Annotated in this window: 23 protein-coding genes and 1 tRNA gene; 15 read left to right on the forward strand and 9 right to left on the reverse strand. The window is 70.1% G+C overall.

Annotated features, from left to right (window positions below; genetic code table 11):
• Positions 1-45 precede the first annotated feature (45 nt).
• Entirely contained in the window at positions 46-321 is a 276-nt protein-coding gene (locus OVA17_RS14245) for a DUF4031 domain-containing protein (protein ID WP_267787173.1), read from the reverse strand.
• A gap of 214 nt (positions 322-535) precedes the next feature.
• On the opposite strand from OVA17_RS14245, the gene rplU reads away from it, so the two are divergent.
• From rplU to OVA17_RS14295, 10 genes are all read left to right on the forward strand, one after another.
• Positions 536-844: a 50S ribosomal protein L21 gene (rplU, locus tag OVA17_RS14250; RefSeq protein ID WP_055836929.1), complete on the forward strand. Its 309-nt coding sequence runs from the start codon at positions 536-538 to the stop codon at positions 842-844.
• 18 nt (positions 845-862) lie between these two features.
• Entirely contained in the window at positions 863-1123 is a 261-nt protein-coding gene (rpmA, locus tag OVA17_RS14255; RefSeq protein WP_055836932.1) for a 50S ribosomal protein L27, read from the forward strand.
• A gap of 93 nt (positions 1124-1216) precedes the next feature.
• A complete protein-coding gene (gene obgE / locus OVA17_RS14260; protein ID WP_210074840.1) occupies positions 1217-2761 on the forward strand; it encodes a GTPase ObgE in 1545 nt (514 codons plus the stop codon).
• The gene (gene proB, locus OVA17_RS14265; protein ID WP_267787174.1) at positions 2758-3603 is read left to right on the forward strand and encodes a glutamate 5-kinase; all 846 of its coding nucleotides are present in this window, start codon (positions 2758-2760) and stop codon (positions 3601-3603) included. The genes obgE and proB overlap by 4 nt, the downstream gene beginning before the upstream one ends.
• Complete coding sequence (locus tag OVA17_RS14270) at positions 3600-4859, forward strand: glutamate-5-semialdehyde dehydrogenase (protein WP_267787175.1); 1260 nt, start codon at positions 3600-3602, stop codon at positions 4857-4859. The genes proB and OVA17_RS14270 overlap by 4 nt, the downstream gene beginning before the upstream one ends.
• A gap of 50 nt (positions 4860-4909) precedes the next feature.
• The gene (locus OVA17_RS14275) at positions 4910-5134 is read left to right on the forward strand and encodes a hypothetical protein (protein WP_210074846.1); all 225 of its coding nucleotides are present in this window, start codon (positions 4910-4912) and stop codon (positions 5132-5134) included.
• Between the two features lie 10 nt (positions 5135-5144).
• Positions 5145-5741, forward strand: a complete 597-nt coding sequence (gene nadD, locus OVA17_RS14280) for a nicotinate-nucleotide adenylyltransferase (protein WP_210074848.1) — start codon at positions 5145-5147, stop codon at positions 5739-5741.
• The gene (locus OVA17_RS14285; RefSeq protein WP_267787176.1) at positions 5738-6823 is read left to right on the forward strand and encodes a hypothetical protein; all 1086 of its coding nucleotides are present in this window, start codon (positions 5738-5740) and stop codon (positions 6821-6823) included. Before nadD ends, OVA17_RS14285 begins: the two co-directional genes overlap by 4 nt.
• Complete coding sequence (gene rsfS / locus OVA17_RS14290; protein WP_267787177.1) at positions 6820-7200, forward strand: ribosome silencing factor; 381 nt, start codon at positions 6820-6822, stop codon at positions 7198-7200. The genes OVA17_RS14285 and rsfS overlap by 4 nt, the downstream gene beginning before the upstream one ends.
• 90 nt (positions 7201-7290) lie before the next feature.
• Complete coding sequence (locus tag OVA17_RS14295) at positions 7291-8538, forward strand: LCP family protein (protein ID WP_267787178.1); 1248 nt, start codon at positions 7291-7293, stop codon at positions 8536-8538.
• 268 nt (positions 8539-8806) lie between these two features.
• Here OVA17_RS14295 and OVA17_RS14300 read toward each other — a convergent pair.
• From OVA17_RS14300 to OVA17_RS14320, 5 genes are all read right to left on the reverse strand, one after another.
• Positions 8807-8879 (reverse strand) — tRNA-Ala (locus tag OVA17_RS14300).
• 40 nt (positions 8880-8919) lie between these two features.
• The gene (locus OVA17_RS14305) at positions 8920-9828 is read right to left on the reverse strand and encodes a 3-methyladenine DNA glycosylase (RefSeq protein ID WP_267787179.1); all 909 of its coding nucleotides are present in this window, start codon (positions 9826-9828) and stop codon (positions 8920-8922) included.
• A complete protein-coding gene (locus tag OVA17_RS14310; protein WP_267787180.1) occupies positions 9825-10535 on the reverse strand; it encodes an SOS response-associated peptidase in 711 nt (236 codons plus the stop codon). Before OVA17_RS14310 ends, OVA17_RS14305 begins: the two co-directional genes overlap by 4 nt.
• Before the next feature lie 172 nt (positions 10536-10707).
• Complete coding sequence (locus OVA17_RS14315) at positions 10708-11739, reverse strand: App1 family protein (RefSeq protein WP_210074856.1); 1032 nt, start codon at positions 11737-11739, stop codon at positions 10708-10710.
• Positions 11740-11744: 5 nt separating this feature from the next.
• Positions 11745-12425, reverse strand: a complete 681-nt coding sequence (locus OVA17_RS14320; RefSeq protein ID WP_210074858.1) for a DedA family protein — start codon at positions 12423-12425, stop codon at positions 11745-11747.
• Positions 12426-12467: 42 nt separating this feature from the next.
• On the opposite strand from OVA17_RS14320, the gene pabB reads away from it, so the two are divergent.
• Positions 12468-13706 carry an aminodeoxychorismate synthase component I gene (gene pabB, locus OVA17_RS14325; protein WP_267787181.1) on the forward strand — a complete coding sequence of 413 codons (1239 nt, stop codon included), beginning with the start codon at positions 12468-12470 and terminating at the stop codon, positions 13704-13706.
• A gap of 65 nt (positions 13707-13771) precedes the next feature.
• Positions 13772-16345 carry a leucine--tRNA ligase gene (gene leuS / locus OVA17_RS14330; RefSeq protein WP_267787182.1) on the forward strand — a complete coding sequence of 858 codons (2574 nt, stop codon included), beginning with the start codon at positions 13772-13774 and terminating at the stop codon, positions 16343-16345.
• A gap of 86 nt (positions 16346-16431) precedes the next feature.
• Here leuS and OVA17_RS14335 read toward each other — a convergent pair whose 3' ends face one another.
• Positions 16432-16929 (reverse strand): DUF2087 domain-containing protein, encoded by a 498-nt coding sequence (locus OVA17_RS14335; protein WP_267787183.1) that lies wholly within the window; start codon positions 16927-16929, stop codon positions 16432-16434.
• A 107-nt stretch (positions 16930-17036) separates the two neighbouring features.
• On the opposite strand from OVA17_RS14335, the gene OVA17_RS14340 reads away from it, so the two are divergent.
• The 3 genes from OVA17_RS14340 to holA are packed head-to-tail and all read left to right on the forward strand — an operon-like array spanning position 17037 to position 21136.
• Entirely contained in the window at positions 17037-17738 is a 702-nt protein-coding gene (locus OVA17_RS14340; protein WP_324289898.1) for a helix-hairpin-helix domain-containing protein, read from the forward strand.
• Positions 17735-20089: a ComEC/Rec2 family competence protein gene (locus OVA17_RS14345; RefSeq protein WP_267787184.1), complete on the forward strand. Its 2355-nt coding sequence runs from the start codon at positions 17735-17737 to the stop codon at positions 20087-20089. Before OVA17_RS14340 ends, OVA17_RS14345 begins: the two co-directional genes overlap by 4 nt.
• Positions 20090-20098: 9 nt before the next feature.
• Positions 20099-21136, forward strand: coding sequence for a DNA polymerase III subunit delta (gene holA, locus OVA17_RS14350; protein ID WP_267787185.1), 1038 nt, complete (start codon positions 20099-20101; stop codon positions 21134-21136).
• Positions 21137-21208: 72 nt separating this feature from the next.
• On the opposite strand, the gene OVA17_RS14355 is transcribed toward holA, so the two are convergent.
• Positions 21209-21985: an alpha/beta fold hydrolase gene (locus tag OVA17_RS14355; protein WP_267787186.1), complete on the reverse strand. Its 777-nt coding sequence runs from the start codon at positions 21983-21985 to the stop codon at positions 21209-21211.
• Entirely contained in the window at positions 21985-22512 is a 528-nt protein-coding gene (locus OVA17_RS14360; protein ID WP_267787187.1) for a phenolic acid decarboxylase, read from the reverse strand. Before OVA17_RS14360 ends, OVA17_RS14355 begins: the two co-directional genes overlap by 1 nt.
• Positions 22513-22520: the final 8 nt, after the last annotated feature.

The raw sequence follows: 22520 nt of genomic DNA on the forward strand, positions 1-22520 counted from the left end.
ATCTTCTGTCGCCGAGCTCTGCTCGCAGCGGCCGAAGATGGCCCCTCACGGCTGAGGGCGCCGTTCCCGAGCCGTGATCCGCAGCCCCGAGGCTCGCAGGCGTCGCACGAGCTCCTTGCCGCCCACATGCTCGGCCCCCGCGCGAACGAGGTCGGCGTGCCGCTCGTCGGGCACGTCGTAATGATCGAGGTCGAACGCTCGGGAGGGGATTCCGGCTGCCGCGGCGAAGGCGTGGAGCTCCTCGAGATCGCTGTCGCTGACCAGATGAGCCCACAGCCGTCCATGCGCGGGCCACTGCGGGTCGTCGATCAGGATTGCCATCCCGCGATCCTACGGTCGACACGCGGGTCGAATGCTTTTGCCGGATGCCGCCGGGTGAGCTAAACTTGACCCTTGGTGCGTCGCGTCCACTCCTGATAAGAGCGTGACCCCGCGGGTTCTGCCCGCCGGATCGCACCGAGACTTGGGTCTTCAGACCCTCCCGACGTCATCAGACAACCGGAGCTCCGCGCTCCCGAACGAAAACAGGTGTGAAGTGGTTTACGCAGTTGTGCGCGCCGGCGGCCGCCAGGAGAAGGTCCAGGTCGGCACGGTCGTCGTGCTCGACCGCCAGAAGGCGAAGATCGGCGAGAGCATTCAGCTGCCCGCCGTCCTGTTCGTCGACGGCGACGCGGTCACGACCGACGCCGACAAGCTCGCGAAGGTCTCGGTCACGGCCGAGGTGCTCGGCGAGGAGCGCGGTCCGAAGATCGTGATCCAGAAGTTCAAGAACAAGACCGGCTACAAGAAGCGCCAGGGACACCGTCAGGACCTCACGCGCGTCAAGATCACCGGCATCAAGTAAGAGCCAGGAGACGCAGAGATGGCACACAAAAAGGGCGCAAGCTCCACCCGTAACGGTCGTGATTCCAACGCACAGCGCCTCGGCGTGAAGCGCTTCGGCGGCCAGGTCGTCCTCGCCGGCGAGATCATCGTCCGCCAGCGCGGCACGCACTTCCACCCCGGCGCCAACGTCGGCCGTGGCGGCGACGACACGCTGTTCGCCCTGGCACCCGGCGCCGTCCAGTTCGGCGCGAAGGGCGGCCGCAAGGTCGTCAACATCGTCACCGCAGCAGCGGAGTAATTCCCGCGCTTCGGCGCACGAGGGGGTGGGCGCTGCCCACCCCCTCTTCTTTTTTCGAGTCGGCTTGGCCGGCCACACCCGGAAGGACCCGCCATGGTCACCTTCGTCGACCGCGTGACCCTGCACCTGCGTGCGGGAAAGGGCGGCAACGGCTGCGTCTCGGTGCGCCGTGAGAAGTTCAAGCCGCTGGCCGGTCCCGACGGCGGCAACGGGGGCAGCGGCGGCGACGTCGTGCTCGTCGCCGACCCGCAGACGACCACCCTGCTCTCGTACCACCACTCGCCGCACCGCTCCGCGGGCAACGGCGGGTTCGGCATGGGCGACCACCGCTCCGGCGCCCTGGGCGAGGACCAGGAGCTCCCGGTGCCGCTCGGCACCGTCGTGAAGGATCTCGACGGCAACGTCCTCGTCGACATGCTCACCCCCGGCATGCGCTTCGTCGCCGCGCCGGGTGGACTCGGCGGCCTCGGCAACGCGGCACTCGCCTCTCCGAAACGCAAGGCCCCCGGCTTCGCTCTTCTCGGCACTCCCGGTTACGAGGGCGATGTCGTCCTCGAGCTCAAGACCGTCGCCGATGTGGCATTGGTCGGCTTCCCTTCGGCGGGCAAGTCGAGCCTGATCGCCGCGGTGTCGGCCGCGCGCCCCAAGATCGCCGACTACCCGTTCACGACGCTGCACCCGAACCTGGGCGTCGTGCAGGCGGGCGACGCGCGCTTCACGATCGCCGACGTCCCCGGCCTCATCGAGGGCGCGAGCGAGGGCAAGGGTCTGGGTCTGGAGTTCCTCCGTCACGTCGAGCGCTGCACGGCCCTCGTCCACGTGCTCGACTGCGCCACGCTCGACCCGGGCCGCGACCCGCTGAGCGACCTCGACATCATCCTGGCCGAGCTCGCCGCGTACCCGGTTCCCGACGGGCAGATCCCGCTGCTCGACCGACCCCAGATCATCGCGCTGAATAAGGTCGACGTCCCCGAGGCGCACGAGCTCGCCGACTTCGTGCGGCCCGACCTCGAGGCCCGCGGCTTCCGCGTGTTCGAGATCTCGACCGTCAGTCGCGCCGGGCTCCGCGAACTCACCTTCGCTCTCGGCGAGATCGTCGAGCAGCACCGTCTCGCCACGATCGATCAGGCTCCCGCCGAGCGCGTCGTCATCCGGCCGCGCGGCGCGGAGAAGGACTTCACGATCAAGGTCGAGGGCGGCACCTACGGTCCGGTGTACCGCATCCTCGGCGACAAGCCGGTCAAGTGGGTCCAGCAGACCGATTTCCAGAACGAGGAGGCTGTGGGCTATCTCGCCGACCGCCTCGCGCGCCTGGGCGTCGAGGACGGCCTGTTCCGTGCCGGCGCGGTCGCCGGTGCGACCGTCGTGATCGGTCCGGGCGACGGCATCGTCTTCGACTGGGAGCCCACTCTCACCTCGGCCGCCGAGCTCATGACGGCCCCGCGCGGCACCGACCCCCGTCTCGTGCAGAACTCGCGTCGGACCTCCTCCGAGCGTCGCGCCGAGTATCACGAGCGCATGGATGCCAAGGCCGACGCCCGAGCCGAGCTCGAGGCCGAACGCCGCGCGGCGCGTGCCGTGGGCATCTCTCCCGACGGTGATTCGTCCCCGCTCTCGCCCGAGGACGAGGACCGGTGACCGCGACGACGCGCGCCGACATCCCCGGCGCCGCTCGCGTCGTGGTGAAGGTCGGTTCGTCGTCGATCAGCGGTGACGGCGCGCACCGCATCGACACGATCGTCGAGGCACTCTCGCGCGCTCACGGCGAGGGTACCGAGGTCGTCCTCGTGTCGTCGGGGGCGATCGCGACCGCTCTTCCGCTCCTCGACCTTCAGGGTCGCCCGAACGACCTCGCCACCCAGCAGGCCGCCGCGGCGGTCGGACAGAACGTCCTCATGTGGCGGTATCAGACCTCGCTCGACCGCTTCGGTCTGCTCGCGGGGCAGGTGCTGCTCACCGCGGGCGATCTCGAGAACGCCACGCACCGCTCGAACGCGCGCCGAGCCATGGAGCGGTTGCTGGGGCTCGGAATCCTGCCCATTGTCAACGAGAACGACACCGTGGCCACCCACGAGATCCGCTTCGGCGACAACGATCGGCTGGCCGCTCTCGTGGCGCAGCTGATCGGGGCGGACGTGCTCGTTCTGCTCAGCGACATCGAGACGCTCTTCACCCTCCCGCCCAGCGAGCCGGGTGCACGCCCCATCACCGACGTCGCCTGGGGCGACGACCTGTCGGACTTCGAGTTCGGCGCGGGCGTCGTCAACGGCGTGGGCACCGGGGGAGCGGCCACCAAGGCCTCCGCGGCCAAGCTCGCCTCGACCGCGGGCGTGGGCGTCCTCGTCACGAGCGCCGACCTTGTGGCATCCGCTCTCGCGGGGGAGTCGGTGGGCACCTGGTTCGCCCCCAACCCCGACCCCGTGACCCTGTCCACCGGTCCCGTGGGCGCCCTGACGCGCGCCGGTACACTGAGCGCATGACCGTGATCGCCGCCTCCGTGGACGAGCGCCTGCGTCTGGCCAAAGACGCGGCGCGCGAGATCGGACTCCTCGACTCCGCTCGCAAAAGCGCGCTCTTGCACGCGGTGGCCGACCTTCTCGAGGCGTCGTCCGCCGAGATCGTCGCCGCCAACGCCGAAGACCTCGAAAGAGGGCGGGAAGATTTCATCGGCGAGGCGCTCCTGGACCGCCTCCGTCTCGACGACACGCGCGTGTCGGCCCTTGCCGCCGCGGTTCGCGACGTGGCTGAGCTCCCCGACCCGGTCGGTCGCGTGCTCGACAGCCGGACCCTCCCCAACGGCCTCTCGCTCGAGAAGGTCGCCGTTCCCTTCGGCGTCGTCGGCTCCATCTACGAGGCCCGACCCAACGTCACCGTCGACATCGCCTCGCTCGCGCTGCGCTCCGGCAATGCCGTCGTGCTGCGCGGAGGGTCGGCTGCGCAGAACAGCAACGCGACACTCGTGCGCATCATGCGCGACGCGCTGGCGAGCCAAGGGGTGAACCCCGAGGCCATCCAGAGCGTCGACGATTTCGGTCGCGACGGCGCGAAGGCCCTCATGAACGCCCGAGGCCTGGTCGACGTACTTGTTCCGCGCGGCAGCGCCGGACTCATCGAGACCGTCGTCACCGAGTCCACCGTCCCCGTCATCGAGACCGGTGCAGGCGTCGTGCACGTCTACCTGGACGCGACCGCCCGAGACGACTGGGCCCGCGACATCGTGCTCAACGCGAAGACGCAGCGCCCGAGCGTCTGCAACGCCGTCGAGACGGTGCTCGTGCACCGTGCGGCGGCCGTTCGGCTGCTACCGGAGCTGCTGGCGTCCCTGGCCGATGCCGGCGTGACCGTGCACGGCGACGACGACACGCGTGCGCACGATGCGCGCGTCGTCGCGGCGACCGACGACGACTGGTCGCGCGAGTACGGCACCCTCGACCTCGCCGTCCGTGTCGTCGACGACCTCGACGAGGCGTTGGCACACATCCGCCGGTACTCGACGCACCACACCGAGTCGATCATCACCGCCGACCCCGCGGCGGCCGACCGCTTTCTCGCCGAGGTCGACTCTGCGGTGGTGCTGGTGAACGCCTCGACGCGTTTCACCGACGGAGGCGAGTTCGGCTTCGGCGCCGAGGTCGGCATCTCCACGCAGAAACTCCACGCCCGCGGACCCATGGGCCTCGCCGAGCTGACGAGCACCAAGTGGCTCGGGCGCGGCGACGGCCAGGTACGCGCCTGACCGCCTAAAATGGGACGCGCGCCTCGCGCAGACCTCTGATCGGAGCACTGATGACTTTCGTCGCACTTCTGGCCCACGCCGCAGAAGAAGGCGCCCACCACGGCGGCAACGTCCAGGCCCAGACCTTCTGGTATGGCGCCGTGGCGTTCCTGGTTTTCGTCGCCCTGAGCCTCGTGACGCTGTCGTACCGCAACGTGTCGAACCGTCACGCGCACAAGGCGGCGGCGTACACCCAGAAGCACGGGACGCCCACCCCCGAGGCGCACGGCCACTGAGGCCCACCGTATGTCGGTGACGCGCGCCCCTCGCATCGGGGTCATGGGTGGGACGTTCGATCCCATCCATCACGGTCACCTGGTCGCTGCCAGCGAGGTCGCTCAATCGTTCGACCTCGACGAGGTCGTCTTCGTTCCGACGGGTCGCCCGTGGCAGAAGGACGACGTCACCGAGAGCGAGCACCGCTACCTCATGACGGTGATCGCCACGGCATCCAATCCGCAGTTCACCGTGAGTCGCGTCGACATCGATCGCGCGGGACCCACGTACACGATCGACACCCTGCGCGACCTGCAGGAGCAGCGCCCCGGTGCGGAGTTGTTCTTCATCACCGGCGCCGACGCGGTCGCCCAGATCCTCAGCTGGCGCAATCACCAGGAGCTGTGGGATCTCGCGCACTTCGTCGCCGTCTCCCGGCCCGGCCACGTCCTCACCACCGAGGGCCTTCCCGCCGAGAACGTGAGCCAGCTGGAGATCCCCGCCCTGTCGATCTCGTCCACAGACTGCCGCGCCCGTGTGCGCCGGGGCCACCCCGTGTGGTACCTCGTGCCCGACGGCGTCGTGCAGTACATCGCGAAGCACCACCTCTACCGGAGCACAGCATGAGCACTCCCGAGAACCCCGAGACTCCCGCGCTGACCCGTCGTCAGCTGCGCGAGCTCCGCCAGACCGGCGCGACGCCCATCATCGTCCCGCAGCGCGAGGGCGAGACTCCGGATGCCGAAACCCCGGCCGCCGCGGCCGGAGCCCCCGAGTCGGTGGTCGTCGATCGCGTTCCCGAGCCTGCTGCGGCGCAGGAGCCCCCGGTCGACTCGTCCGCGGTCGAGGAGTCCTCCACCGAGACGGAGCAGGAGCATCAGCCCGCCGTCTCGGAAGAGCCGACGCCCGCCGCCACGCGCGATGAGCCCTTCGCCCCTGCCCTGCGCCCGGGCTCCTTCGACGGAGGTTTCGGCGATGGCGACTTCGGTGTCACCGGCCTGACCCGTCGTCAGGTGCGCGCGCAGGAGAAGATCCGGACCGCCGCGGTACCTGTGATCAGCTCCGACCTCCAGTCGTCGTTGTCCCACCAGAGCGCCGCGCCGGAGCCGCAGGTCGAGGACGAGTCCGCCCAGCCCGCCATCTTCCGTCCGGCAGCGCCAGACGCCGCTGACGCTCCGACCGCCGCGGACGCCGGTCCCGGCGCCTCGGTGGTGAATCCCGCCCTCGGTTCCGAGCTGCTCGACGGGGCGACGCCCGAGGTCACGCTGCCCGACTCGTTCGACCAGCTCCTTTCGCGCAACACCGCCGCCAGCGGTGCGGTGTCGACCCCCAACGCGCTCATTCTGTCGCAGACCCCCGCCGGCGTTCCGCTGGTCGGCCCCGTCACCGCGACCGGCGAGGTCATGATCACCGGCACCTTCGAGCTGCCCGAGGGCCTGGGCTCGGTCGGACACGCACCCGGCACCACCGACGGCCGTGACGCCGACGCGGTGCTTCTCGACGGCGAGCTTCCGCCCGCCTCGTCACCCACCCCGATCGCTGCAAGTGCCGCGATCAGCACGGTCAAGCAGCCCGGCGAGATCATTCGTCCGCCGGCGCCCGAGAAGGGCAGCAAGCTCCTCATCGGGCTCATCATCACGACCGGTGCTCTCTTCCTGGCGGTGGCCGTCACTCTCGGCCTCGCCTTCACGACAGGAGTCTTCCGATGACAGCCACCGACAACGGTCGCGAGATGGCGCAGATCGCCGCCCTCGCCGCCGACGCGAAGGGCGGCGACGATATCGTCGCCCTCGACGTCTCCGAGCCGCTTCCGCTCGTCGACATCTTCCTCCTCGTCACCGGTCGCAACGAGCGCAACGTCGCCGCGATCGCCGACGAGATCGAAGAGAAGCTCCTCGAGCACGGGCACAAGCGCGTTCGTCGCGAGGGCCGACAGGAATCCCGCTGGGTCCTGCTCGACTTCGGAGACCTCGTCGTCCACGTCTTCCACGAGGAAGAGCGCGTCTACTACGGCCTGGAGCGCCTCTGGAAGGACTGCCCGGTCCTTCCGATCGAGCTTCCCACGCCGGCCCACGCCGCCGACTGACACCGATCGCGTCGACGCCCTCTGCCCGATGGCAGGGGGCGTTCTCGTTCGTACGCCGGATTCATAGACGCCAGAGCGCATGCTGGGTCGGTGTCACCGACCTCGCACCGCGTCCGCCGCAACCGTCGCCGGCTCCTGCTCATCGTCGCCGCCATCGTCACCACGGCCGTCGTCGGCACCGTGGCCTTCGTCGCCGTCAATCTCGTCGGGGCGGCCGATGGCATCCATCATTCCGATGCGGTCCTGCCGACCGCCGCACCGGGCATCGCCCAGGACGAGGGAGAGCAGAACATCCTCATCATGGGGCTCGACAGCCGTGTGGACGAGGACGGGAAGCCGTACCCGCAGGAGATCTACGACGCGATCCACGCGGAGGACGCCTCGGTCGGCGGGTACAACACGAACGTGCTGATGTACGTGCACATCCCCGCCGGTGGCGGACAAGCGGTCGCCGTCTCCATCCCGCGCGACGACTACGTCGATTACGCGGGAGCTCCCGGGGGAACGAAGAAGGGCAAGATCAAGGAGGCCTACGGGCGGGCTTTCGCCGCCAAGAACGACGAGCTCCGCGCGGCGGGTGTGTCGGACGACGAGGCTTACCAGCAGGCCCGCGACTCCGCCCGTACCGAGGAGATGCAGACGGTGTCGCAGTTCTTGGGCGGTGTGCCGATCGACCATTTCGTCGAAGTGACGATGGCAGCGTTCTACCGGGTCGCCCAGGCCGTGCAGCCGATCTCGGTGTGCCTCAACCACGCGACCGCCGATACGTACTCAGGTGCGAACTTCGCGGCGGGGGCGCAGCAGATCGACGCTTCGCAGGCGATGGCCTTTGTACGTCAGCGTCGCGACACCGAATACCGCAACGTCTTCCTCACCGACCTCGACCGCACGCGCCGCCAGCAGGCGTTCATGGTGTCGCTCGCACTCAAACTCCGCGATGCACAGACGTTCACCGACTTCGGACGGCTACAGAATCTTCTCGACACCGCGAAGCAATTCGTCGCCGTCGACAAGGGCTTCGATCTGCTCAGCCTCGCCTCGACCGCCCAGCGCCTCGCCGGGGGAGACGTCACGTTCCAGACTCTGCCGGTCGAGCGTTTCGGCACGATCGACGGCGAGAGCGTGAACATCGTCGACCAGAAAGCCATCGCGGCTCAGGTCAGCACCTTGCTGCACCCCGCCCCGGCTGCGACCCCGGACGCCGGGGCGGATGCCGAAACCCCACCGAGCGACGCTCCCTCGGCGTCCGCGCCGGCGGCATCGCCCAGCCCCACGTCGTCTGTGTACACCGACTCGCAGCAGCCGATGCGCGCGGGGTCGGTGCCCTGCGTGAACTGAGGCGGTTCCGTCGTGCCGCTCGCCATATCGACGCCCGGGCGCGGCAAAGGCCGATCGGCGAGGTATCGGCGAGGTTCGCGGAGGCCGGGTACGAGATGCGAGCGCCATCGGGCGCTGGCAGCGCTACACGCGAGCGGACCCGGGCGAACGACGGAACCCGGATGCTCACCCGTGATACCCGAGAGGGGTGCCGCGCGGTGAACGCGAGGCGGGTGAGCCCGACGGAAACGAAGAAGGCCTCCGCCGAAGCGGAGGCCTTCTTTCGAGGTGGACCTGAGGGGACTCGAACCCCTGACCCCCTGCATGCCATGCAGGTGCGCTACCAGCTGCGCCACAGGCCCGTTTTTTGTTTTCCGCCCCGTTCGAGGCAACTCCATGAGCTTACAACACAGATTGCGACGGCAAGAAATCGGCGCAGCCGGGCGTGTCGTCGGGGCTCGTCACGGCCGTGATAACGGCGCGTCGGAGTGCCTGACCGCGCTCGCTCAACCCACGCTGCCGGGCGACGTACTCCGCCTTGCCCTCGGGCGTCTCGATGGCCACCGGAACATAGCCCCAGCCGGTGAGGTCGTAGGGGGAGGCCTGCATGTCGAGCGTGCGGATATCGCGCGCGAGCTCGAAGGCATCGAGCAACAGGGCACCGGGGACCAGCGGCCCGAGCTTGACCGCCCACTTGTAGACGTCCATGCCCGCGTGCAGACACCCCGGCTGCTCGCGCGCGACCTGGTCGTCCCGACGGAGCGGCGTGCGGTTGAGCGGTACGGCCTCGGGAGTGAAGAAACGGAAGGCGTCGAAGTGCGTGCACTTGAGGTCGTGAGCCTCGACCACCGCGTCGGTGCCGTCACGTCCGAGACGCAGCGGTACCGCGTGCCGCACCTCGTCAGCGCGATACGCCATCGCCCACTCGTGCAGCCCGAAGCACCCGAACTGCGCCGGCCGGTCGCGGGTCGCCCGCAGCAGGTTGACGACACCGCGGTACATCGACCCTCTCTCGGCGCGGAAGCGCGCTGCGTCCACCTCGACGCCGTCGCCCTCCGCCCGGTACCAGCGCCAGCCGGCCCGTTCGTCGGCCTGTTCGAGCAGGACGCCCGGACCCGGGTGCCACCGCCGCAGGATCGCGGGTTTGTAGGAGTAGTACGTGAAGAGGAAGTCCTCGACCGGATGCTTCTGTGCCCGGCTCGCACGAGCGCGGTGATCGGCGGTGAGCGCGTCGGCGCGGAGCGCGTGTGCCTCGGCGTCCGCCGTCCACCGTTCGCGCGTCAGGACCTCCCGGGTCGCGAGCAGGGTCACGCGACCGGCTCGATGAGTTCGGGGGAGTCATTGCGCACGTTTCCGACCGCGGACGACACCACGTGATCGTCGAGAGTCTCGACCATGTCGGGTGCTGCGTCGATAGCGGCATCGAGGACGTCTCCGACGTTCTCGGTCGTCGGGTCGAGCCAGGCATCGGCGAAGTCGGGATCCATGAACAGCGGCATGCGGTCGTGGATGGACCCCAGTCGCCCGATCGCGTCGCGCGTGAGGATCGTGCAGCTCAGTACCCATCGCGCCGGGTCGTCGGCGGCGAGGGCGGGATTCTTCCACCACTCGTAGAGGCCCGCGAAGAACAGCGGCGACCCGTCGGCGGGGTGGATGTAGTGGGGGGTCTTGCCCTCTTCGGTGGTCTTCCATTCGTAGTACCCGGATGCCGGGATCACGGCGCGCCGTTTGATGAGCGCATCGCGGAACATCGGCTTGTCCTCGACGTCTTCGCTACGGGCGTTGAATGCCCGCGCGCCGACCTTGACGTCTTTCGCCCAGCCGGGAACGAGGCCCCACCGCGCGACCTCGAGGCGACGCACCGGGGGCTCGCTCTTGATCGAGTCGAGCACGATGCCGATCTGGGAGGTGGGCGCGATGTTGTACGAGGGCTGCGGCAACTCGTCGGCCTGGACGTCGACGCGCAGCACCCCCACGAGCTCTGAGGCCACGTTGGCTACGACGAATCGACCGCACATGTTCCCACCGTACGCGTCCCCTCCGACATCGAATCACGCCGGGAGCGGCCGCGTACGACCTCGACGGTGCACCACGTCCGCCGCACGAGAACGGATACGTCGACACCGGATGCCGTCGACGGCGCGCACGCCAGCGGGGTACGCCCGGCGCCGGGCGCCGCGGCATCCGGAATCAGGCGTCGTTCGAGATGACGCCCGTGCTGCGGAGGCGGTCGAGAAGACCCGCACCGTCGGACTCGGTCACCCACGGCACCTCGGCAGCCGAATGGTCGTCGACCACCGTGCGGCCACCGGCGAGAACGGCTTCGGCGGGGAGGAGTTTGCGGATCGCGACCGCGGCGACGTTCTGCGGGTGCTCGATGGCGAACCCGGTGTAGATGGCGTCGTCGTGCTGGCCGTCGTCGCCCACCAGCAGCCACTTCACCCGCGGGAACTCCGCGGCGAGTCGGCGGAGGTTCTGCTCCTTGTGCTCTCGGCCGCTGCGGAACCACCGATCGTGGGTGGGGCCCCAGTCGGTGAGGAGGAAGGACCCCGAGGGGAAGAGGTGGCGTCGCATGAAACGCGTCAGCGTCGGTGCGACGTTCCAGGCGCCGGTCGAGAGGTAGATCACCGGAGTGCCCGGGTGCTCGCGGGTGAGCCGTTCGAGCATGACGGCCATGCCGGGCACGGGCTGGCGTGCGTGCTCATCGACGACGAAGGAGTTCCACGCGGCGAGCAGCGGTCGCGGCAGCAGCGTGACCATGACGGTGTCGTCGATGTCGCTGACCACGCCGAACCGCACGTCCGACCCCACGATGAACACGCGCGTCTCGGCGGGCTCGCTTCCCTCCACCGACATCGTGATGCTCTGCCAGCCGGGGGAGAGGGTCGCGGGCAGCTTCGCATCGATCACCCCGCCGCGGTCCGCGACGACGCGGTGCGTGACGCCGTCGATGACGATGTCGACCTGGCCGAAGCCGACGGGTACGGCCGCGAAGCTCCGCCACCCGCGCAGGCTGGCGAATTCCCCCGTCGAGGTGCGCTTGATCGGCGGGGCGATGAGCACCCGGCCGAGGACGCGGACCCACTCCTCGGTGCCGTACCCCGGAAAACCGGTGACGGCGGGGCGCAGGCCGCGCGCGCGCGCTCGACGTTCGCGCCAGCGGTGGAAACGGCGCTCGAGTCGGGCGAACCAGAGCACTTTGGCGCGAGGGGAACGAGGCATCGCCCTCAGTCTTTCACGTCACCGTCCACCGGTTCGAGGGGGGTGGCCTCGTCGGCGAGGTGTCGGCGCTCCACGCGCTCGATGACCTTCTTGCCGATGAAGACCAGCACGAGGAAGACGACGAGGATGCCGACGAAGACGTAGCCCGCGTAATGGATGCGGTCGGAGAGCTCGCGGTAGGTGCCCGCGGCCGATGCCGCGACCGTGACGTACAGACCGGCCCACACGATGCACGCGGGCGTCGTCCAGGCGAGGAAACGACGGTAGCTGTAGCCGCTCATGCCCACCGTCAGCGGCACCAGCGAGTGCAGCACGGGAAGGAACCGCGACAGGAAGATGGCGGGTCCGCCGCGACGGCGCAGGTACCGGTCCGCGCGCTCCCAGTTGCGTTCGCCGAGCTTTTGCCCGACACGCGAGGCACGGATGCGTGGCCCGAAGTACCGGCCGAGCCAGAATCCGAGGCTCTCGCCGATCAGGGCCCCGACCACGATCGCCGCGGCCAGCACGACCCCTTCGATCGGGGAGGCGACCGCGGTTCCCGCGACGATCACCATGGTGTCACCCGGAACGATGAGCCCCACGAGCACGCTGGTCTCGAGGACCATGGCCACGCCCGCAACCACCGTGCGCAGCACCGGATCGACGTCGCGGACCAGGTCGAGCAGCGACGTGAGAATCTCGTTCACCTCCGTCAGCCTAGGCCCGCCGCCTCGCTCTAGCCTGGGAGCGTGCCTCCATCCGTTCCGCCGCTCACCCTGACGCGGTGGATCGACCCCGAGGCGGTGTTCCTGCACGTCTTCGCCGCCGCGGGCGACGCGTTCTGGCTCGACGCGGGCGCAGCGGCCTCGACGGGCTGGAGTTGGATGGGCACGGGACGTCTCGACGAAGCTCCCGTGGGTCTGCACCGCCGTGCCGCGGGGCCCGGCGACGCGGTCGACGACGCCGGTGCGTTCCGCGGCGGCTGGGTCGGCTGGCGCTCGTACGAGGGCCGGGACGCCTGGCTGCGCGTCGACACCTTCCTTGCTTTCGACCACGCCCGGCGACGCGTGCACGTCTTCGGCGATGCCGACCTCGCCGCCCGGGTCGCCGCCACGCCGGCGGCTGCGGCGGTGGATGCCGCGGCGGACCGGGGCACGGCATCCGCCCGTGTGAGTCCCGAGCGGTACGTCGAGCTCATCGAAGCGTGCCGCGATCGGATCCGCGAGGGCGATGCCTACCAGTTGTGTCTCACCACGCGTTTCACGGTTCCCGGCGAAGTCGACGCAGTCGACGTGTTCCGGCGGCTGCGGCAGGTCTCTGCCTCGCACCATGCGGGTTTCATCCGCATCGGCGACATGACGCTGGTGAGCGCTTCTCCCGAGCGCTTCCTCGAGGTGCGCGGTGGCCGCGTGCACACCCACCCCATCAAGGGCACGCGTCCCCGATCCACGGATCCCGCTCGCGATCGCGCCCTCGCCGACGAGCTGCAGGCCGATGCCAAGGAGCAGGCCGAGAACGTCATGATCGTCGACCTGATGCGCAACGATCTCTCGCGCGTCTGCGAACCGTCGACGGTCGGTGTCGACCGATTGCTCGAGGTCGAGACGTACCCGACCGTGCACCAATTGGTGAGCGAGGTGTCGGGCCGGCTCCTGCCCGGCACGACGATCGAAGAGGTGCTGGCCGCGGCGTTCCCCGCCGGCAGCATGACCGGTGCACCCAAGCGTTCCGCGATGCAGATCCTGCGCCGCCTCGAAGGGGCCGAGCGCGGCGTCTACTCGGGCGCCTTCGGGTGGATCGGCGACGACGGGGCGGCGGACCTCGCGATGGTCATCCGCAGCGTCGTCGTGGAGCGGGATGCCGCGTGGGTCGGCGCCGGGGGAGGCATCACGTGGCGCTCGGTCGCGGCATCCGAGGTCGCCGAGGTGGGGATCAAGGCGCGAGCGCCCCTCGCCGCTCTCGGTGCCCGGGTGCCGCCCGGGTGGTGACGGCGGGTCCGATAGCCTGGGAGTTGGTCCCCGCGGCCTCCCGACCTTCACGATTGGCTTCACCCGTGTCTCAGAACTCCGCACCAGACCCCCGCGAGGGGGGCTTCGACACCCACGCCATCCAGGCGAAGTGGCAGCAGGCTTGGGCCGAGAAAGACCCGTTCCGCGCCGGGGGCGACGACGACACGCGCCCCCGCAAGTACGTGCTCGCGATGTTCCCGTACCCCTCGGGCGACCTTCACATGGGTCACGCCGAGAACTACCTCTACTCCGACATCGTGGCGCGCTTCTGGCGTCACCGCGGCTACAACGTGCTCAACCCCATCGGGTGGGACTCGTTCGGCCTGCCGGCCGAGAACGCGGCGATCAAGCGAGGCGCCGACCCCGTCGAATGGACCTACGCCAACATCGCCCAGCAGAAGGCGAGCCTGAAGGACTACGGCGTCTCGTTCGACTGGAGCCGCGTGCTGCACACGAGCGACCCCGAGTACTACCGCTGGAACCAGTGGCTGTTCCAGAAGCTCTACGACAAGGGCCTGGCGTACCGCAAGGACGCGCTGGTCAACTGGGACCCGGTGGATCAGACCGTGCTCGCCAACGAGCAGGTCCTTCCCGACGGCACGAGCGAGCGCAGCGGCGCCGTGGTGGTCAAGAAGAAGCTGACGCAGTGGTTCCTGCGCATCACCGACTACGCCGACCGCCTGCTCGACGACCTGAACCAGCTCGAGGGCTTCTGGCCGAGCAAGGTCATCCAGATGCAGCGCAACTGGATCGGCCGTTCGGTCGGCGCCGACATCGAGTTCGAGATCGAGGGGCGCGACGACAAGATCACGGTGTTCTCGACGCGTCCCGACACCCTGCACGGCGCGACGTTCTTCGTCGTCGCGCCCGAGTCCGACCTGGCGGCCGAGCTCGCGGCATCCGCTGATCAGGGCGTGCGAGAGACGTTCGAGGCGTACCTGGCACAGGTGCAGCGCGCGACCGACATCGAGCGTCAGGCCACCGACCGCCCGAAGACCGGCGTGTTCCTCGGCCACTACGCGATCAACCCGGTCAACGACGAGAAGCTGCCGATCTGGGCCGCCGACTACGTCCTCGCCGACTACGGTCACGGCGCGGTCATGGCCGTGCCCGCGCACGACCAGCGCGACCTCGACTTCGCGCGCGCCTTCGACCTGCCCGTGAAGGTCGTCGTCGACACGACCGCGCCGATCACCGGCGCGATCCCGGTGATCGAGCTCGACGACGAGGGCGTGCCGATCGACCCGCTCGGCGACATCGACGACCTGGACCCGGTCAAGACCGGCATCGCGCTCACCGGAGACGGTCGCATGATGAACTCGGGCTCGCTCAACGGTCTCTCCAAGCGTCACGCGATCGCGCGCATGATCGAGGAGCTCGAGGCCAAGGGCGTCGGCCGCGCCGCCAAGACCTACCGCCTGCGCGACTGGCTGATCTCGCGCCAGCGTTACTGGGGCACGCCCATCCCGATGCTGCACGGTGAGGACGGCTCGATCACGCCCGTTCCCGCCGACCAGCTGCCGGTGACGCTGCCCTCGGTCGAGGGTCTCGACCTGAAGCCGAAGGGCACCTCGCCGCTCGGCGCGGCCACCGACTGGGTCGAGGTCACCGACCCCGAGACGGGCCAGACGCTGCTGCGCGACCCCGACACGATGGACACCTTCGTCGACAGCTCCTGGTACTACCTGCGCTTCCTGTCGCCGAACAGCGAGACCGAGGCGTTCTCGGGTCGCGAGGCCAACAAGTGGGGCCCCGTCGACTTTTACATCGGCGGCGTCGAGCACGCGATCCTGCACCTGCTGTACGCGCGCTTCATCACCAAGGCGCTGTTCGACATGGGTCTGGTGGAGTTCACCGAGCCGTTCTCGAGCCTCATCAACCAGGGCATGGTCATCCTCGACGGCACGAAGATGTCGAAGAGCAAGGGCAACCTCGTGCTGTTCCAGGAGGAGCTCGACGCCCACGGTGGCGACGCGCTGCGCGTCGCGCTCGCCTTCGCGGGCCCCGTGGAAGACGACAAGGACTGGAACGACGTCTCGACCACGGGTGCGGCGAAGTTCCTCGCCCGCGCCCTGCGCATCGCGCACGACGTCGACAGCGAGACCGACGTGGTCTGGGCCGAGGGCGATGCCTCGCTCCGCCGTGTCACGCACCGCCTGCTGGCGGATGCCGCGAACCTCGTCGAACAGACGAAGTTCAACGTCGTCGTCGCCCGCCTGATGGAGCTGGTCAACGCCACCCGCAAGGCCATCGACGGGAAGGCCGGCGCGAGCGACCCCGCCGTCCGCGAGGCGGCCGAGGTCATCGCCATGACCCTCGACCTCTTCGCCCCCCACACCGCGGAAGAGATGTGGGCGACGCTCGGCTACGACGGCTTCGTGGGGCTCGCGACCTGGCGTCAGGCCGACCCGACGCTGCTCGTCGAAGACACCGTCACCGCCGTCGTGCAGATCGACGGCAAGGTGCGCGGCACGCTCGAGGTCTCGGCCAAGATCGGCGCCGAGGAGCTCGAGGCCCTCGCCCGCGGCGACGAGCGCATCGTCCGCGCCCTGGGCGAGCGCGAGATCGTGCGCGCGGTGGTGCGTCCGCCGAAGGTGGTCAGCTTCTCGACGAAGTAGGTTCTCGTTCCGGATGCCACGTTCCCGACGCTCTGCGGAGTGCGGGGGCGTGGCATCCGTCGTTCTCGGGGGCGGTGTCGCGGGATTCAGCGAGGGCGGGAGTAGATCGTTCCGTCGCGGGCGCGATCAAGAAACCCGGCGTCGACGAGGTAGCGACGCATGGCCGCGACGTCGTCGACGACCTCCGCGAGCCGGTCGTTGAGGGCTCCCTCGCTCAGCGTCTCGCCGGGCTGCATCATCCGCTCGGCGAGACGCGCGAGGACCTCGTCGCGATCGGCGGCCCGGGATGGGTACGTCACGAGCCGACCGTCGACGAAGAAGCGGTTCGCACCTGTCGGGCGGGGCGGCGAGGGTGCGGCGGCGAGAGCCACACGGAAGACGTCGGGCTCGATGCGCCACCCCGCCCCGTCGGGCGAGATGAGGCCCGCCTCACGCAGGGAGTCGAGGACGCGCCTCCGCTTTCCGGGCGACAGCGCGTCCAGCGCCGGCTCGACGGATGTGTCGAGCACGATCCGCGCGTAGACCTCGCGCGCGCTGTCGTCGGCGAGAGCGGAGACCAGGGCGCGCCAGGCGTTCGGAGACACCGCTCCAGGGTATGCGCGGGTTCTGCACATCGGGCGATAGCAACCGCCTGTCCACGGAACGGCAGTTTCCGCCCGCGCGGCGGGGCCCGTCTGCCTATCGTCGTCGCGTGACCGATACGCCCCTTCCCGACACCGCGATGGCCTCGCGTGCCGTGGGCGATGCGTCCCCGCAGGCTGCAGCGGCACCGGGGGAGCGCGGGGCCGAACCTCCGTCGAACGGTGCCCTGCAGCCGCGCACCCGCCTGGGGATCGGCGCGGTCATCGTGCTGGTGCTCCTCGCGTTCGCCGTGACGATCTTCATCGGGATGCTGCGGGGTGCGACCGGCGCGGAGGTCATCGAGCCCACGGCATCGCCCTCTTCCTCCTCCCGGGCGATACCGGCGGCGACGGGGCTGTACGCCCACGTCGCCGGAGCGGTTCGTGAGCCGGGACTGTATCGCTTGGACGCCGGTGACCGGGTCGCCGATGCGATCGCCCGAGCCGGGGGCTTCGCCGAAGACGCGCAGCGCGACGGGGTGAACCTCGCCCGTCCCGTGGCCGACGGCGAGCAGATCGTCGTCCCCGTCGTCGGGGCCGAGACGGCCGCTCCCGCCTCGGGCGCGGGCGGCGACTCGAGCGGGCCGCTCGACCTCAACACCGCGACCCGCGACCAGCTCGACGAGCTTCCCCGCGTCGGACCGGCGATGGCCGACCGCATCCTCGCGTGGCGCGAGGCGAACGGACGATTCACCAGCGTCGACGATCTGCTCTCCGTGCCGGGAATCGGCGAGAAGATGCTCGCCGGGCTGCGAGACCTGGTGCGCGTGTGAGGGGTCGCCCCGGGGCGCGCCGGCGCTCTCTCCGCGCGGTCTCCGTCGCCGCGGCGACCTGGATCACGGCCGGCGTGGCCACCCTGATCCCGGATGCCGCCCCGCTCACGGTGGCCCTCGCTCTGGCGGCCTGCGTGGCCACCGCGCTCCTCGCGTGGCGAGGCGTGGCGCTGCTGGCCGTCGTTGCCGTGGCTCTCGCGTGCTCGTCCGCGACCGCGGGGGCCGTTGCCTCCGTGGGTCCGACCCGTTCCCAGATCGCCGCGCTCGAAGCCGGCGGGGGGAGGCAACTCACCCTCGCGGTGACCGTCACCGGACGCATCGACGGGTCGCCCGACGGCGGCGCGTGGTTCGACGCGGTCGCTTCGAGCGTCCGCGCGGGAAAGCTGAGCGTGACGGGTACGATCCCCACGCGCGTCCTCGTCGACGCGGAGGGGCGGGCCGCGCTGGCCGTCGCGAGCATGGGCAGCGAGGTCCGGCTGACAGGGAGAGCCGTCCCTTCCGACCCGGGGGAGCGAGCCGCGCTCGTCGTGCGGGCGACCTCGATCGAGTCCGCCTCGACTCCGACAGGGATGTGGGCGTTCTTCGAGGGGCTCCGCGACGGACTCGTCACCTCGACGCGCGGCCTTCCGCAGCCGGGGGCGGGTCTTGTGCCGGGTCTCGCGGTGGGTGATACCTCGAGCCTCGACCCCGCCACCGAAGCCGCGATGAATGCGTCCTCGCTCTCGCACCTCACCGCGGTGTCGGGGGCGAACTGCGCGATCGTCGTCGGTGCGGCGTTCGCTCTTTTGGCGCTCTGCGGTGCCTCCCGCGTCGTGCGGGTGGTTGGCGCGATGCTCGTGCTCACGGCCTTCGTCACCCTCGTCACACCCGAGCCGAGTGTCGTCCGCGCCGCCGCGATGGCAGCGGTGGCCATGCTCGCGCTGGCGCTCGGGCGCCCCGCGATCGGTGTCGCGGTGCTCTCGCTCGCGGTGACGGTGCTGCTGGTGGTCGACCCGTGGCTCTCCCGGTCCCTCGGCTTCGCCCTCTCCGCCGCGGCCACCGGTGCCCTGCTCGTGCTCGCCCGTCCGCTGGCCGGCGGCCTGGAGCGCTGGATGCCACGCGCCCTCGCGCTCGCCCTCGCTGTGCCCACCTCGGCCCAGCTCGTGTGCGGACCGCTGATCGTGCTCATCGACCCGCACGTCCCCCTGCTCGGCGTCGCGGCGAATCTCGTCGCCGACCCTGCCGCCGCTCCGGCGACGATCGCGGGGGCCCTGGCCTGCATCGCCCCGTTTCCTTGGCTTCGGGACGGACTGACGGCCCTCGCCTGGGTGCCGGCGGCGTGGATCGCCGCGGTCGCGCACACCACCGCGGCGGTGACGGCGCAGAACCTGCCGTGGCCCGACGGGCTCGCGGGGGCCGCGCTGCTGGCCGTGGTGGGTGCGGCCATCAGCGTCTGCGTCGTGCGACCCCGGAGGCTTCCCCGGATCACCGCGCTCTCCTCTGCCGCCGTCGCCGTCGTCCTCGGCCTCGTGCTGGGCCAGACGGCCGTGCGCACGGTCGCGGGCCCCCTGACCGTACCCAGCGCGTGGCAGGTCGCGATGTGCGATGTCGGTCAGGGCGACGCGACGCTGTGGCGATCGGGCGACGCCGTCGCTCTCGTGGACACCGGGCCCGAGCCCGAAGCCCTGACGCGGTGCCTGCAGACGTTCGGGGTGGACCGTCTGGCTCTCGTCGTCCTCACGCACTTCGACCTCGACCACGTCGGCGGATCGTCGGCAGTCGTGGGCCGGGCCGATCTCGTCGTCCACGGCCCACCCGATGGCGCGGCCGACAAGCGTTTGCTCGACCGGTTCGCCGCCGCGGGGGCGCGGATCCGACCCGCGGGGATCGGGCTGACGGGATCCGTCGGCACGACGCGGTGGCAGGTGCTCGGGCCGCCGCCGAACGCCGACCCCGGCAACGACGCGTCCGTCGCCCTCGATGTGGTCGGAACGGGCTTTCCCCGCACCGTCCTGCTCGGCGATCTCGGTGAGCAGGCGCAGTCTGCTCTCCGACGCCGCATCGATGTTCCGCGCGTGCAGGTGGTGAAGGTGTCGCACCACGGCAGCGCCGACCAGGATCCTCTGCTCTACCGAGGCCTTCTCCCGAGGATCGGGCTCATCGGTGTGGGCGCCGACAACGACTACGGTCATCCGACCGCGAAGCTCCTCGGCATCCTGACGTCTCTCGGCACCACCGCCGCGCGCACCGATCGCGACGGCGCCCTGGCCGTCTGGCTCGACGGTGAGGGGCGGGTGACACTGTGGCGAGAGCGGGCGGGTGCGGATGACGGGAGTCCCGCGTCGACCGGCGATGTCGGAACCGATCGGTAGGCTGGGGGAGTGACCCCGGCTCCCCGACGCTCCGCGCCTGCCAAGGCGAAGTCGGCCATTCCGCAGGTGTCGTGGCGGTCTCCCCAGCCCGCGCCCCTCGTCCTGGTCTCCGGCCCCGAAGAGGTCTGCGCCGAGCGCGCGATCGCTGGCATTCGATCGATGTTGAAGAGCGAAGACCCGAGCCTCGAGGTCACCGACATCCGCGCCGACGACTACGCCGCCGGCACCCTGCTCAGCGTCACGTCGCCCTCGCTGTTTGGCGAACCCCGCCTCGTGCGGGTCAGCGGCGTCGAGAAATGCAGCGACACCTTCCTCACCGAGGCGGTGTCGTACCTCGCCCACCCGCAAGAGGGTGCCACGGTCGTCCTTCGTCACACGGGAGCCAGCGTTCGCGGCAAGAAGCTGCTCGACGGCATCCGCGCCGGTCAGGGCAGCGGCATCGAGATCGCCTGCCCCGCGGTCAAGCGCGACTCGGATCGCTTCGACTTCGCGGTCGGCGAGTTCAAGGCCGCGCAGAAGCGTATCGCCCCGGTCGCCCTCCGCTCGCTCGTTTCCGCGTTCGCCGACGACCTCACCGAGCTCGCCGCCGCCTGCCAGCAGCTCATCTCCGACGTCCCCGGCGACATCGACGAGCGCACGGTCGAGCGCTACTACGGGGGGCGCGTCGAGACCTCGGCCTTCACCGTGGCCGACACCGCCATCGCCGGGCAGTACGGGCCCGCTCTTCTCGCGCTGCGGCACGCGCTGGCATCCGGAGCCGATCCCGTGCCCCTCGTCGCCGCCGTCGCCATGAAGCTGCGCACCATGGCCCGTGTCGCGGGAACCCGGGAGTCGTCGTCGATGCTCGCGCAGCGCCTCGGCATGAAGGACTGGCAGGTCGACCGCGCCCGCCGCGACCTCGTCGGGTGGACCGGCAACACGCTGGGCATGGCGATCCATGCCACCGCACGCGCCGACGCCGAGGTCAAGGGCGCATCGCGAGACCCCGTCTTCGCTCTCGAGCGCATGATCACGATCATCGCGACACGGGCACCCTACGGCGGCTGATCGGCCGTCTGCGTTTCCGGATCGCTCCGACCCGCCGCAGCGCGCCTACACGACGCTACGGCGGGGTCGGAGTCAGGCCGCAGATGCTATCCGCGCATCGAGGATCTCGAGCAGACGCCGACGCCACGGAGTCGCCGACCACCCGTGGTCCGCGCCGTCCACGACGGTGAGCGACGCGCCCGGCAGCAGATCCGCGTATCGCGTGCCGTATTCCACCGGCACGATCATGTCCTGCGTTCCGTGTACGACATCCGCGGGACCGGTGTACTGCGCGACCGGGCCGTACACGTCGAGCCCCGCGGTCACCTCGTCGATGAACGCCATGCCCAGCGGCATCCCCCCGAAATCGAACCAGCCCTGTTCGCGAGCCGGCGCGAGGGGCTGGCCCTGGATGGCGTCGTGCACCGTGATGTCGTCGACGACGACACCCGCCGGAGACCACAGCGTCAACGTGCGAACCAGCTCGGGCACGTGAGCCGCGGCGAGAGCGGACTCCACCGCGCCGAGGCTGTGCGCCACGACATCGACGGGCCCCTCGACGGCGAAGGCACGGATCATGCCGACCACCTGATGGATCTCGTCGCCGATCGTGATGTCGGCGAACTCGCCGTCGCTCACGCCCTGGCCGAGCCGGCTGTAGCTGCGAACCACGGCGCCACGATCGACGAGGTGACGCGCCGTCTGCACGAACAGCTGGTGCCCGCCCGTCGCGTCGGCACTGAAGCCGTGAACCAGGAGCACTCGCGGCGCGTCGGCGGAGGCGCCGGCGACGGGCTCCCACTGCCATCCGCGCAGAGTGCGACCGCCGTGGGAGAGGCTGAGGGGCGTGAGTCGCGGGTCGGCGGCCATCAGTTCGTCCGCTCCGACCAGCCGGCGGGCAGGTCGCCGGGGGCGGTGTCGATCACGGTCTCGTCGTTCTCGCCGACGTGTTCGAAGAGCGTGATGTGGGCGAACTCCGGAACGACGTAGATCGGGTAGGTAGGACCCTCGTCGCGGTAGCGCTGCATGTCGTCGAGGTGGTCGTTCTGGAAGAGCACGGTCTTGTGCCCGTCGAGCTCGATCCAGCGCGGGAAGAAGATGGTGCCGTGCAGCACTCGAGACGCGGGGAGCACGTTCACGACGACGCTCGTACCCGTCGGCTCGTTCCACGAGACCTTGTAGACACCCGGCGCGAGAGCGACGAGGTCCACCGTCTGATCCTTCACCCAGCGACCGCCGACGTGGCCGCTGTGGATGCGGTAGTCGATCGTCGTGGCGTTCTTGGCGTACATCTCGTACTGCCAGCCGTTGGCGTAGGTGTAGATGAAGCGGTGGCCGACGATGCCGGAAAGATCCTGGGTCGGCTCGGGGTGGGCGACGGTGGTGGTGATATCCATGCGATGAT

The sequence above is a fragment of the Microbacterium sp. SL75 genome (assembly GCF_026625865.1).
Lineage (GTDB): Bacteria > Actinomycetota > Actinomycetes > Actinomycetales > Microbacteriaceae > Microbacterium.

Bases quoted from the DNA above. Each gene is read 5' to 3' on its own strand.
- OVA17_RS14245 (WP_267787173.1), bottom strand. From the start codon at position 321: ATGGCAATCCTGATCGACGACCCGCAGTGGCCCGCGCATGGACGGCTG.
- rpmA (WP_055836932.1), top strand. From the start codon at position 863: ATGGCACACAAAAAGGGCGCAAGCTCCACCCGTAACGGTCGTGATTCC.
- obgE (WP_210074840.1), top strand. From the start codon at position 1,217: ATGGTCACCTTCGTCGACCGCGTGACCCTGCACCTGCGTGCGGGAAAG.
- OVA17_RS14270 (WP_267787175.1), top strand. From the start codon at position 3,600: ATGACCGTGATCGCCGCCTCCGTGGACGAGCGCCTGCGTCTGGCCAAA.
- OVA17_RS14275 (WP_210074846.1), top strand. From the start codon at position 4,910: ATGACTTTCGTCGCACTTCTGGCCCACGCCGCAGAAGAAGGCGCCCAC.
- nadD (WP_210074848.1), top strand. From the start codon at position 5,145: ATGTCGGTGACGCGCGCCCCTCGCATCGGGGTCATGGGTGGGACGTTC.
- OVA17_RS14285 (WP_267787176.1), top strand. From the start codon at position 5,738: ATGAGCACTCCCGAGAACCCCGAGACTCCCGCGCTGACCCGTCGTCAG.
- rsfS (WP_267787177.1), top strand. From the start codon at position 6,820: ATGACAGCCACCGACAACGGTCGCGAGATGGCGCAGATCGCCGCCCTC.
- OVA17_RS14310 (WP_267787180.1), bottom strand. From the start codon at position 10,535: ATGTGCGGTCGATTCGTCGTAGCCAACGTGGCCTCAGAGCTCGTGGGG.
- OVA17_RS14315 (WP_210074856.1), bottom strand. From the start codon at position 11,739: ATGCCTCGTTCCCCTCGCGCCAAAGTGCTCTGGTTCGCCCGACTCGAG.
- OVA17_RS14355 (WP_267787186.1), bottom strand. From the start codon at position 21,985: ATGGCCGCCGACCCGCGACTCACGCCCCTCAGCCTCTCCCACGGCGGT.
- OVA17_RS14360 (WP_267787187.1), bottom strand. From the start codon at position 22,512: ATGGATATCACCACCACCGTCGCCCACCCCGAGCCGACCCAGGATCTT.